Origin of the sequence: Blastomonas sp. AAP53 (assembly GCF_000331245.1) — a bacterium.
In the GTDB taxonomy this organism is placed as follows: Bacteria; Pseudomonadota; Alphaproteobacteria; order Sphingomonadales; family Sphingomonadaceae; genus Blastomonas.
In genome coordinates this window covers 883114-895180 of the sequence record NZ_ANFZ01000009.1, presented here as the reverse complement: position 1 = coordinate 895180, position 12067 = coordinate 883114, and the positions used below count along the sequence as shown (strand labels likewise).

At 66.1% G+C, this 12067-nt stretch carries 9 protein-coding genes and 1 riboswitch; of the genes, 7 read left to right on the top strand and 2 right to left on the bottom strand.

The window, feature by feature from the left end:
• Positions 1-130 precede the first annotated feature (130 nt).
• Positions 131-2284, bottom strand: coding sequence for a TonB-dependent receptor (locus tag D618_RS0111180; RefSeq protein WP_017671606.1), 2154 nt, complete (start codon positions 2282-2284; stop codon positions 131-133).
• Positions 2285-2550: 266 nt separating this feature from the next.
• On the opposite strand from D618_RS0111180, the gene acs reads away from it, so the two are divergent.
• Positions 2551-4509, top strand: a complete 1959-nt coding sequence (gene acs, locus D618_RS0111175; protein WP_017671605.1) for an acetate--CoA ligase — start codon at positions 2551-2553, stop codon at positions 4507-4509.
• A gap of 105 nt (positions 4510-4614) precedes the next feature.
• Positions 4615-4839, top strand: a complete 225-nt coding sequence (locus D618_RS0111170) for a hypothetical protein (protein WP_017671604.1) — start codon at positions 4615-4617, stop codon at positions 4837-4839.
• A gap of 3 nt (positions 4840-4842) precedes the next feature.
• Here the strand turns inward: D618_RS0111170 and D618_RS0111165 are convergent, their stop codons facing one another.
• Positions 4843-5607, bottom strand: a complete 765-nt coding sequence (locus D618_RS0111165; RefSeq protein ID WP_017671603.1) for an A24 family peptidase — start codon at positions 5605-5607, stop codon at positions 4843-4845.
• Between the two features lie 154 nt (positions 5608-5761).
• On the opposite strand from D618_RS0111165, the gene D618_RS0111160 reads away from it, so the two are divergent.
• The 5 genes from D618_RS0111160 to D618_RS0111140 all read left to right on the top strand — a co-directional run bounded on the left by D618_RS0111160 (position 5762) and on the right by D618_RS0111140 (position 12067).
• Positions 5762-6958 carry an acetyl-CoA C-acyltransferase gene (locus D618_RS0111160; protein WP_017671602.1) on the top strand — a complete coding sequence of 399 codons (1197 nt, stop codon included), beginning with the start codon at positions 5762-5764 and terminating at the stop codon, positions 6956-6958.
• Between the two features lie 78 nt (positions 6959-7036).
• A riboswitch (cobalamin riboswitch) is annotated at positions 7037-7227 on the top strand.
• 148 nt (positions 7228-7375) lie between these two features.
• Entirely contained in the window at positions 7376-9265 is a 1890-nt protein-coding gene (locus D618_RS0111155) for a TonB-dependent receptor (protein WP_017671601.1), read from the top strand.
• Between the two features lie 113 nt (positions 9266-9378).
• On the top strand, positions 9379-10314 hold the full coding sequence (locus tag D618_RS0111150) for an ABC transporter substrate-binding protein (RefSeq protein ID WP_238550649.1): 936 nt from the start codon (positions 9379-9381) through the stop codon (positions 10312-10314).
• Positions 10311-11297, top strand: a complete 987-nt coding sequence (locus D618_RS0111145) for an iron ABC transporter permease (protein WP_017671599.1) — start codon at positions 10311-10313, stop codon at positions 11295-11297. The genes D618_RS0111150 and D618_RS0111145 overlap by 4 nt, the downstream gene beginning before the upstream one ends.
• Positions 11294-12067, top strand: a complete 774-nt coding sequence (locus D618_RS0111140) for an ABC transporter ATP-binding protein (protein WP_017671598.1) — start codon at positions 11294-11296, stop codon at positions 12065-12067. The genes D618_RS0111145 and D618_RS0111140 overlap by 4 nt, the downstream gene beginning before the upstream one ends.

The window sequence follows — 12067 nt, the reverse complement described above, 5'->3', positions numbered from 1 at the left end:
GGGGGGGGGGGGGGGGGCAGCGGGATTGTGCTGCCGATCGAGCGGAGTGCCACCCCGCTTCCCCTCCACCACCGACCCTTGGTCGGCGGTCCCCCTCCCCGAGACGAGCTCGGGGAGGATTTATCCAGGATCAGAAGCTGAACTTGGCCGAGATGCGGAAATCGCGGCCGGCGAGCGGGGCGAAGTCCTTGGTGAAGCTGGCGGCGCGGCGGCCGACGACGTCGAAGATGTTGTTGGCAGACGCAATCAAAGTCACCCCGCGCGATGCGCCGAACGGCTTCCACGACGCGCTGGCGTTGACCAATGTGAACCCTGCGGTCTCGGTCTCGAAATTGGCATTGCGCTGCTGGTCGTCGAACCATTCGACCTCGGCGCGCAGGTCGAGCGTGTCGCTCTGCGCTTCGAGACCGCCGAGAAGCCGCAGCGGGGGAATGCGCGGCACCGGGCCCAGACCATCGAGCGAGGCGTGGACATAGTCAGCGACGCCATCGGCGCTGAAGCGAAAGCCGCCGGCACGCGCGAACACAACCGATGCCTCGGCTTCGAGACCGTAATATTTGGCGTCGTTCTGGATGAACTGGAACACCGGCAGGTCGTCTTCCTCCAGTCCGGTGGGCACATCGATGATGAAGTCGTCGAACCGGTTGTAGAAGCCGGTCAGTGACATGGTGACGTCCGGGGTTGACCAGCGGACATAGGCTTCGCCGCCCCAGCTCTTTTCGGTGGTGAAATCGGGGTTGCCGATCTCGAACGCCTGCGTTGCGATATGCGCTCCGTTCGAGAACAGCTCTTCTGCTGCCGGCGCGCGCTGGGCGCGGTTGAGGTTCACGCCGATGCGGAGCTGATCGGTCGGGAGATAGGCGAGGCCCAAGGCGAACGAATAGGAATCGAAGTCGCGCTCGATGCCCAGCACCTGCGACTGGACGTTGACCTTGTCATAGCGCGCCGCGCCTTCGATCTCGATATTGCCGCTGCGCACTTCCTGCAGCGTGAAGATGCCGAGCTGTTCGGTGACGTTGGGCGGAACGAACGCTTCGGCTCCGATCGCGCTGAAATCGCGATGGACATATTGCACGCCGCTCGCGCCGCGCCAGCCGCCGCGCTCGCGCTGCACCAGTTCCAGCCGCGATTCGATGCCCTGGTTGGTGAACACCGTGCCCACCTCGTCACCTTCGAACTCGGTCTGCTTGAAATCGGCATAGGCCGCACGCAGACGTAGCGTTTCGAAGAATCCCGGAAGGAACACCTCGCCGCGGAAATCGACCTTGATCTGGTCGAGCCCGATGGTGACAGGGCCTTCCTCTTCCTCGCCGCCGGCCTCCTCCTCTTCGCCTTCCTCGCCATGGTGATGGCCCGCGCCTGGGCGCGCAGGCACGCCGTAAAGGCTGTTGTAATAGCTGCCCGAAACACCGAAGCTGCCGCCTTCGCCGATATAGGCCAGGCCGCCGCCGAAGCTGTAGGTTTCGGTGCCGGTGTTAGGGATGCGGCCACGCAGCGATGCCAGTTCTTCGGCCTCGGCAGCCTCGTCGAGATTGCCTTCCTCGCGTTCTTCGGCAGCGGTTTCAAGCTGCTCGGCGCGCAGACCGGGCGACAGCACGAAGCCGCCGGCACGCAGGTCGTTCGACTTGCGGTAGCTGCCGTCGACATGCAGCACTAGCTTCGAGGTCAGCGGTACGTCGAGGCTGGCGCCGATGCTGCGTTCGTCCGCTGCGCTGCCATATGTGGCGAGCGCATCGAGATGGAACGGCTCTTCGGGCACTTCACGCGGAATGCGCTTGTCGATCGCGTTGACTGCGCCGCCGACAGCCTGGCCACCGAACAGCAGCACGGCGGGGCCGCGCAGCACTTCGATCCGGTCGAGGATGATCGGCTCCACTGTCACGCCGTGGTCGGGCGAGGTGTTCGAGACGTCGATGGTGCCGATGCCATCGGTCAGCACGCGAATGCGCTCACCCTGGAAGCCGCGCAGCACCGGGCGCGAGGCGCCCGGCGAGAAGCTGGTGGCCGAGACGCCGGGGAGCTTGGTCAGCGCATCGCCGATCTGCGAGCGCGCCTCGCGCGACAGGTCGTCGCCGGTCAGTTCGGATGTGCCCGCCAGGATGCTGAGGTCGCGCACGAACGGCGCGGTGACGACAATGCCGCGGTTCCGGTGAAAGTCGTCGTCATCTTCATCGTCGGCAGGCGCCGGAGCGGCCTGGGTCTCCTGCGCCAGCGCGGGCAGGGGGGCGAGCAGGACAGGGCTCAGTGAAAGCGATGTGGTAACAAGCAGAAGCGTGCGACGCATAAAATTGGGTGCTCCCTGGGGGCGTTTTCGTGACTGGGTGTGTTGCCGCTGACCGGCAATCGATCCGCCATTCCGGGCGCGATCGGTTGGAACGCGCTCGCGCCGCGGTGGCTCTCGGGTGTCCGCTAGCACTGGTGTAATGTTATATCAATATCATTTTGGTCGCCGCGCGGCACTTTGCGACGGGTTGCTACCCCCGGCCGTGTGCTGCACAAGGATGGGCAGATATGGCCGCCAGGGCCAACACCCGTGCGAGGACCTGATCGATGAGCACCACAGCCCCCAACGAAACGCATGCCGAGCCGCTGATCGCGCCGCCCGAAGATGCCCAGACCTGGTGCACGCCGGCGCAATATGCCGAGCTTTATGCCGCCTCTTTGCGCGACCCCGATGGGTTCTGGGCGCTGCAGGCCGATCGCATCGACTGGAGTTCGAAGCCGACGCACATCAACCGGTCCAGCTTTGACCCGGTCGATATCCGCTGGTTCGACGATGGCGAACTGAACCTGTGCTACAACTGCGTCGACCGCCATGTTCTGGCGGGTCATGGCGAGGATGCGGCCTTGGTCTGGGAAGGCGATGCCGTGGGCGATGTCCGCTCGCTGAGCTATGCCGACCTGCACGGCGAGGTGCAACGCTTTGCCAATGCGCTCAAGGCACTGGGCGTCGCCAAGGGCGACCGCGTGACGATCTATATGCCGATGGTGCTGGAGGGCGCAATTGCGATGCTGGCGTGTGCGCGGATCGGTGCGGTGCATTCGGTGGTGTTCGGCGGCTTCTCTCCTGAAGCGCTCGCGGGTCGGATCGAGGATTGCGCCAGCCGCTTCATCGTCACGGCCGATGCCGGTATGCGCGGTGGCAAGACGGTGCCACTCAAGGCCAATGTCGATGCGGCGCTGGAGCAGCATGGGATCAGCGTCGATGCGGTGCTGGTCGTTCGCCATGCCAGAATCGAGACGGCGATGACCGAAGGGTGCGATCATTGGTATCACGAACTGTCGGCGACCGTTCCTGCGACCTGCCCATGCGAGCCGATGGGGGCGGAGGACCCGCTGTTCATCCTCTATACCTCAGGCTCCACCGGCAAGCCCAAGGGCGTGCTGCACACCACCGGCGGCTATGCGGTGTGGGTGACCACGACATTTCACTACGCCTTCGATTACCGCCCCGGCGAGGTCTATTGGTGCACCGCCGATATCGGCTGGGTCACCGGGCACAGCTATTCGGTCTATGGTCCGCTGCTCAACCGCGCGACCAGCCTGTTGTTCGAAGGCGTGCCCAATCATCCCGACCACAGCCGCTTCTGGGACATGTGCGAGCGGCACAAGGTCAATATCTTCTACACCGCGCCCACCGCGATCCGCGCCTTGATGCGCGAGGGCGATGCGCCGGTGGCCAAGCACGACCTGTCCGCGCTGCGGTTGATCGGATCGGTCGGCGAGCCGATCAACCCCGAGGCCTGGCGCTGGTACCACCGCGTCGTCGGCAAGGAGCAGGTGCCGGTGATCGATACCTGGTGGCAGACCGAAACCGGCGGCATCATGATCACCACGCTGCCCTGCGCGCATGCGATGCGGCCCGGCAGCGCAGGGATGCCGTTCTTCGGGATCGAGCCTGAACTGGTCGATGCCGATGGGAATATCCTGGATGGTGCGACCGAGGGCAATCTGTGCATCGCCGGCAGCTGGCCGGGCCAGGCGCGCACCGTGTATGGCGACCACGACCGGTTCGTGCAGACCTATTTCAGCACCTACAACGGCAAGTATTTTACCGGCGACGGCTGCAAGCGCGATGCGGATGGCTATTACCGCATCACCGGTCGCGTCGATGATGTCATTAACGTCTCTGGTCACCGCATGGGTACCGCCGAGGTCGAAAGCGCGCTGGTGCTGCACCCGCGCGTCGCCGAGGCCGCCGTGGTCGGCTTTCCGCACGACATCAAGGGGCAGGGCATCTATTGCTACGTCACGCTCAATGTCGGCGAGAGCGCGGACGAGGCGCTGGCTGGCGAGCTGAAGGCGCTGGTGCGCAAGGAGATCGGCCCGATCGCCACGCCGGACCACTTGCACTTCACGCCCGCGCTGCCCAAGACCCGCAGCGGCAAGATCATGCGGCGCATCTTGCGCAAGATCGCGGAAAATGACGTCGGGTCACTCGGCGATACCAGCACGCTTGCCGATCCGTCGGTGGTCGATGCGCTGATCGAGGGGCGCAAGGCTGTCTGAAATTGCTGGCCAACCAACTGATATGTTGACATATCGGGGCATCGGCTTGGCTATTGTGTCGTTCGATTTCTGCGGACACGCAGCTTTACCCGAGAGTTTCTCCCCATGTTGCATACGCTTCAGGCGACCCTGGTCGTCGCCGGTCTCTTTGGCCTGATCGCCGCACCATTTGTCGGCGTGATGCTGATCCTGCTGGCGATCGGTGCTTCGTCCGGCCTGATCATCGGCCTTGGTTTTCTGGCGCTGCTGGTCAGCGGTACCTGGGCCGTATCCAAGCGTGGTCGGGCGTTCCTGGGCCAACGGCTGCACCGCGCCGCGCAGCGCGGTTGACAGTCAGGGCTGAAGTCCCAGCAAGGCGACCGGCCATGCGGCCAGTGCCAGCAATGTGCCCAGCGGAAAGCGCGTGGCGCCATCGACGGCAGCCCCGCGCCGCTGCATGATCAGTGCTGCAGCCAGACCCAGGCCGCTGGCGATCATCAGCACCAGCGGCAGCAGCTGCCAGCCCAGCCACAGGCCGATCGCGCCGAGCATCCACGGATCGCCGCCGCCCAGCCCCTCGCGTCCGCGAAGCTGACGATAGCCCGTCGCGACACTCCACAAGACGCCGAAACCTGCGCCTGCACCGATCAGCCGGCTCGCCCAGTCGGGCGGCAGGCCCGCGCCCATGCTCGCCAGGGCGCCAAGCGCCAGCGCGGCGGTCAGCGGCTGCGGCAACCAATAGTGCTTCAGGTCCAGCACCGCGAGCGGCAGCAGCAGCCAGCCGAACGCTGCGATCGCGACACCGGCACCGCCCGGATGCAACGCCAATGCCAGCGCGCCGATCAGCGCCGCACCGGCCTCGATCGCCAGCCCCTCCCACCCGATCGGCTGACGGCACGCAGCGCAGCGTCCGCGCAGCGCCAGATGCGACACGATCGGCACCAGCTGCCAGGGCTTGAGGTTTGTGTCACACGAATCGCAGCGGGATCGCCCGGTCATCACCGTTCGCCCCTGCGGCCATCGCACCACGAGCGCACCGATGAAGCTGCCGAAGATCGCCCCTGCGATGGCAGCGGCCAGAGGACCCAGCAGCGGATGGTTTAGCAGCGGCGCAAACATCGGGATGCAAGCCTTGTGCAGGGGGCGGGAACGTCGGTCGCGGCATAGCGGCGGTGAGCGTCCTCTGGAAAGCGGTTTTGCTGCATTTGAATTGCGGTCCCGGCTGCTCTAAGGGACGGGGCAATCGCGAACCTTCGTCAAAGGACTGATTGCCATGACCGCATTTTCCGCCGCCGATCCCGTCGTTATCGTTTCTTACGCGCGCACGCCGATGGGCAGCTTCCAGGGCAGCCTTGCCGGCGCGAGCGCCACCGATCTGGGCGCCACCGCGGTCAAGGCGGCCGTCGAGCGGGCAGGGGTTTCCGGCGATGCCGTCGAGCGGATCTACATGGGCTGCGTGCTGCCTGCAGGTCTGGGCCAGGCACCGGCGCGCCAGGCGGCGCTGAAGGCGGGTCTGCCGCAATCGGTCGAGGCGACCACGGTCAACAAGATGTGTGGCAGCGGCATGCAGGCAACCATCATGGCCGCAGAGGCGCTGGCATCGGGGTCGGTCGATCTGCTGGTCGCAGGCGGAATGGAAAGCATGACCAATGCGCCCTATCTGCTGACCAAGCACCGCGGCGGCGCGCGCCTGGGCCATGACCGGGTGATGGACCACATGTTCCTCGACGGCCTGGAAGACGCCTATGAGCCGGGCCGTGCGATGGGCAGCTTTGCCGAAGCCACCGCAGGCGAATACCAGTTCACCCGTCAGGCGCAGGACGACTATGCCATCGCCTCGCTCACCCGCGCGCAGCAGGCGCAGAGCTCGGGCAGCTTCGATCGCGAGATCGTGGCGGTCGAGATCACCGGTCGCAAGGGCACCGAAACCATCGACAAGGATGAGCAGCCGCTCAAGGGCGATGCATCGAAGATCCCGAACCTGAAGCCGGCGTTTGCCAAGGATGGCACGATCACGGCAGCCAACGCATCGTCGATTTCCGATGGAGCCGCAGCGTTGGTGCTGACCCGGCAGAGCGTCGCCGACAAGCTTGGCCTGACGCCGGTCGCGCGCATCGTCAGCCACGCCGCGCACGCGCATGCACCGGCGCTGTTCACCACCGCTCCGGTCGCGGCCTGCCGCAAGGCGCTCGAAAAGGCGGGGTGGAGCGTTGCCGATGTCGATCTGTTCGAGGTCAACGAGGCGTTTGCCTGCGTGTCGATGATCGCGATGCACGACCTTGGCATCCCGCATGACAAGATCAACGTCCATGGCGGTGCGACTGCGCTGGGTCACCCCATCGGGGCCAGCGGTGCCCGCATTCTGGCGACACTGGTTTCCGCGCTGCAGACCCATGGCGGCAAGCGTGGCCTGGCATCGCTGTGCATCGGCGGCGGTGAAGCCACGGCAGTTGCGCTCGAGCTCATCTGACGCCCTATTTTCAGACACAGGCCTGCGCTGACTGTTCGGGCCTGTGTCTGAGTCGATTGACTTTTTACATTTATTCCAGCATTCGCACGACCAGATGGTTCTCCCCTTGATCGGGGAGCGAAGAGGGAAGCCGGTGTCATTCCGGCGCTGTGCCCGCAACTGTGAGTCGGGAGCCGACGGCCCAATATGTCACTGGGAGAAATCCCGGGAAGACGGCCCGAGGCGATGATCGACAAGCCAGGAGACCTGCCATCGCGTCGTTCATCCGGGGGCCGGGTCCAGCCTGTTCGGATGGGAAAGGAATTTCCTTCGTAACGACATGCCAAAGGCCATAGTCGCGTCGGTTTGAAACCGGGGGGCCTTCATGTCGTTCATCTGCCTGCCCGTTTCGGCGGCGGCCAGGCGCGAAGGAAAACCGTGTCCAAAATTGCCAGATTTGTCGCCGTCTCCGCAGTCACGCTGGCGGCGGCGACCCCGCTGCATGCCCAATCTGCCGACGGCGAGCTCGATGACATCGTCGTCTCTGCCAGCCGCATCGCACAGAAGCGCAGCGAGACCGGCCAGTCGATCACCGTGGTCGACAGGGCAGAGCTCGACCGTCGCCAGACGCAGGTGCTCAGCGATGTGCTGCAGACGCTTCCGGGCATCAGCGTCGCGCGCAACGGCGGCCCTGGCGGTACGACCAGCGTGTTCATCCGCGGCGGCGACAGTTCGCAGACGCTGGTGCTGGTCGATGGCGTGCGTATCAACGATCCGTCGGCACCCTCGGGCGCGTTCGATTTCAGCTCGATCCTCACCGGCAATATCGGATCGGTCGAGGTGCTGCGCGGGCCCAACTCGGTGATCTGGGGCAGCCAGGCGATCGGCGGCGTCATCAACATCACCACGATCGAGCCGACCGAAGGCTTGCAGGCGAGTGCGCGCGGCGAATATGGCTATCGCGATACCGGCCAGCTGGTCGCCAGCGTGTCGGGCAAGAGCGGTATCGTCTCGGGCAGCGTCGGCGGCAGCTGGTTCCGCAGCGATGGCATATCGGCCTATGACGAGCGCTTGGGCGGCACCGAAAAGGACGGGTTCGAGAATGTCACCCTGAACGGCAAGCTGAAGATCGCGTTCAGCGACGCCATCAGCCTGGACCTGCGCGGCTTCTATACCGATGGCGAGACCGCGTTCGACAACCCGCCGGGCGATACGCTGCCAGTGACCGACAACGAGCAGTTCGTCGGCTATGCGGGGCTCAACGTGGCGCTGTTCGATGGGCGGCTGCGCAACCGCATCGCCTATACCCGCACCGATATCGAACGGATCACCACCGATCCTGCCCCCGGTTCCTTCAACCCTGCCGAGGCCAAGGGGACGCTCGACCGGTTCGAATATCAGGGCGTCGCCGATGTCGCCGAACCGCTGACCCTGGTGTTCGGCATCGAGCATGAACGCAGCGAGGCGAGCACCTTCTTCCCGTCCTTCAACACCGCACCCGATGTCAGCGACGTGCACATGACCAGCTATTACGGTCAGGCGATCGTGCGTCCGGTCACGGGGCTCACCGTCACTGGCGGGGTGCGCGTCGATGACCAGCAGGTGTTCGGCAGCAAGACCAGCCTGGGCGGCAACATCGCCTATACGCCCAATGACGGCGACACGGTGCTGCGCGCGACCTATGCCGAAGGCTTCCGGGCACCGGCGCTCAGCGAGCAGCTCGCCGCGTTCGGCAATCCGGACCTGCGGCCAGAGACGGCGCGCAGCTATGATGCGGGGATCGAACAATCGCTGATCGACGGCAAGCTGCGCGCGCAGGCAACCTATTTCCGCCGCAACACGCGCGACCTGATCGTGTTCTCGTCGGCGACCTTCAGCCTGGAAAACATCGCTGCCGCACGCGCCGAGGGTGTTGAGCTGGGGCTGTGGATGCAGCCGGTGCAGGGCTTTACGCTGCAGGCGCAATACAGCCTGGTCGATACCGAAAACCGCTCGCCCGAGCCTGATTTCTTTGGTCGCTCCAACTTCGGCAATCGGCTCGCCCGGCGGGCGAAGGACAGCGCCTCGGTGCTGGTCGACTGGCGCTCGCCCTGGGGCCCGGCGCTCGGCGCCACGGTGCTGATGGTGGGCGATACCTTCGACGATGTCGCCAACACCCTCCGGCTCGACAGCTATGTCCGCGTCGATCTGCGCGCCAGCTTTGCCGTCTCAGACAATTTTGAGGTCTATGGCCGCGTTGAAAACCTGTTTGACGAGGCCTACCAGACCGCGTTCAATTATGGCGTGCCGGGCCGCGCCGGTTATGCAGGGGTCAGGTTGAAGATGTGATGTCGCGCCAGATCGCCTCCTTTTCCGTGTGTCTTGACCGCAGTCGAGGGATGCTTGCGCGACCGCTGCATGGCGTCCCTCGACACGGTCGGGACAGGCGTAAGGGGGTGCTGGTGGCTGCAGCCTTGTCCGCACTGCTCACCGCCTGCTCGCTCGGCAACGCCGCAACGCCGCAGCCGGTCGAGCCTCCCGTGCGGGCGATGCGGATCGTCAGCCTGGATTATTGCGCGGACCAGTATGTGCTGAAACTGGTGGGGCGCGATCGCATCCTGGCGGTGTCTCCCGATGCCACCCGCGACTTTTCGTATATGCGCGCAGCGGCCAAGGGCATGCCCAAGGTGGCGCCCCGCGCCGAGGATATTCTGGTGCTGAAGCCCGATCTGGTGGTGCGCAGCTATGGCGGTGGCGCAGATGCGGGTGGGTTCTTCGCGCGGGCGGGCGTTCCGGTGCTGCAGCTGGGCTTTGCCGAGGATCTGGCCGGGGTCCGCCGCGTGCTGCTGGAAGCGGCGGCGGGACTGGGCGAGACCGAGCGCGGCGAGGCGGTTGCGCGGGAGCTGGACGCGCGGGTCGCGGCATTGCGAGAAGCCCACACATCCCCGTTTGTCCCGAGCGAAATCGAGAGACGTGATCTCAAAGGGTTGCGCGCAGGTCCCTCGACTTCGCTCGGGAACACGGGAGTCGGGCGTGAGAATCAATCGCAACCGTCCCTGCTCTACGCCACCCCCGGCGGGGTCACCTCCGGCCCCGGATCGCTGATCCATGAACTGATAGAGCTTGCCGGCTATCGCAATTTCCAGCAGCAGCCCGGCTGGCAGCCGTTGCCGCTGGAGCGGCTGGCCTATGAACGGCCCGACCGCGTCGCGATGGCGTGGTTCGGGCGGCGCGACTATAACCCTGACCTGTGGAGCGCGGCGCGCCATCCGTTGATGGACCGCGCCAGCGATCAGCCGCCGATCGGGCTGGAAGGCGCGTGGACATCGTGCGGGGGATGGTTCGTGCTCGATGCCGCCGAGGCGCTGGCCCGCGCGAGGGGCGCATCGCTGCGATGATCGATCGCCTGCTGCTGCCGATGCTCGTGCTGGCCATTCTCGCTGCACTGTATGCCGCCTGTCTGCTGGGGTCCGTTCCATTGCCCCCCGCACGGATGACGGCGGCGTTGCTGGGGCAGGGCGAGCCGGGTGACCTGCTGGTCGTCTGGCAGGTACGGTTGCCGCGTGCGCTCGCGGCGCTGGCGGCAGGCGTGGCGCTGGGCATCAGTGGCGCCGCGCTGCAGGGCTTGCTGCGCAACCCGCTGGCAGAGCCCGGCGTGCTCGGCGTATCGGCGATGTCGGCGCTTTTTGCCACGGTCGCGCTGTTCTACGGGCTTGCCGCCACGATCCCGTTTGCCTTGCCGCTGGCGGCGATTGCAGGGGCGCTGACAGCGACCACCATCATTGCCTGGGCCGCTCCGCGCACCTCATCGGTGGTCACCCTGATCCTTGTCGGCGTGGGCATCTCCAGCTTTTCCGGCGCGGTGATGTCGCTGCTGATGAACCTGGCCCCCAATCCGTTCACGCTGTCGGACATGGTGACCTGGATGATGGGGTCGGTTGCCAATCGCAGTTTCAACGACCTGGCGCTTTGCACACCGTTCATCCTGACCGGCGCAGCGCTGCTGATTGCCGCGCGGCGTGGCCTGGCGGCGCTGTCGCTCGGCGAGGAGGCTGCGGCGGGGGTCGGCCTGAACGTTCCGCGCCAACGGCTCCTGGTGGTGCTGGGCGCGGGGCTGGCGACGGGCGGTGCGGTGGCGCTGGCCGGAGCGATCGGTTTTGTCGGCATCGTCGCGCCGCATCTGGTGCGGCCCTGGGTGCGGCATGACCCGGCGCGCGTGCTGATCCCCAGCGCGCTGCTGTCGGGCCTGATCCTGATCCTTGCCGATATCACCGTGCGGGTGATGCCCGGCGATACCGAACTCAAGCTGGGAGTCGTCGCCGCATTGATCGGGGCGCCGGTGTTCGTCACGATCGCACTGCGCCGGGGAACGCCGCGATGACCGCGCAGGGCCTGGAGGTCAGCAAGGCCAGCCTTGCCGTCAAGCGCGCCCCGCTGATCGAGGGCGCGTCGCTGTCGCTGGAGCCTGGCGAGCTGGTGGTGCTGCTGGGCCCCAATGGTGCGGGCAAGAGCAGCCTGTTGCGCGTCGCGCTGGGTCTCGTCAGGCCTGACAGCGGCGAGGCGCTGATCGGAGGCCAGCCTGCGGAAAGCCTGTCTTCGCGCGATCGGGCCCGCGCCGTCACCTATTTGCCGCAGGTGCGGGATCTGGCCTGGCCGATCCGGGTGCGCGATGTCGTGGCGCTCGGCCGCTTTGCCTATGGCGCGGCGCCGGAGCGACTGGGGCAGACGGATGCGGAGGCGATCGTCCAGGCGATGGCCGCCTGCGACCTGATCGAGCTGGCCGATCGTGCGACCGACACGCTTTCGGGCGGCGAGCTGGCGCGGGTGCATATCGCGCGGGCGCTGGCTTCGCAGGCACCGTTGATGCTGGCGGACGAACCCGTTGCCTCGCTCGATCCGCGCCATCAGCACAGCGTCATGCGGCTGATCCGGGGATTTGTCGATCGCGGTGGCGGGGCTTTGGTGGTGCTGCACGACCTTGATCTGGCAGCCCTGCACGCCGACCGCCTGGTCTGGATGGCCGATGGCCGCACCGTCACCAGCGGCACGGTGGCAGACACCATGACCCCGCACTGGATCACCGCGATCTACGGTGTTCGCGCCACCGTCACCGAGCGTGACGGCGTCACCCGCGTGCTGGTGAACGGCTGA

Excerpts from the sequence above, each read along its gene's own strand:
- D618_RS0111140 (WP_017671598.1), top strand. The coding sequence starts at position 11,294 with ATGACCGCGCAGGGCCTGGAGGTCAGCAAGGCCAGCCTTGCCGTCAAG.
- D618_RS0111160 (WP_017671602.1), top strand. The coding sequence starts at position 5,762 with ATGACCGCATTTTCCGCCGCCGATCCCGTCGTTATCGTTTCTTACGCG.
- D618_RS0111165 (WP_017671603.1), bottom strand. The coding sequence starts at position 5,607 with ATGTTTGCGCCGCTGCTAAACCATCCGCTGCTGGGTCCTCTGGCCGCT.
- acs (WP_017671605.1), top strand. The coding sequence starts at position 2,551 with ATGAGCACCACAGCCCCCAACGAAACGCATGCCGAGCCGCTGATCGCG.
- D618_RS0111145 (WP_017671599.1), top strand. The coding sequence starts at position 10,311 with ATGATCGATCGCCTGCTGCTGCCGATGCTCGTGCTGGCCATTCTCGCT.
- D618_RS0111170 (WP_017671604.1), top strand. The coding sequence starts at position 4,615 with ATGTTGCATACGCTTCAGGCGACCCTGGTCGTCGCCGGTCTCTTTGGC.
- D618_RS0111180 (WP_017671606.1), bottom strand. The coding sequence starts at position 2,284 with ATGCGTCGCACGCTTCTGCTTGTTACCACATCGCTTTCACTGAGCCCT.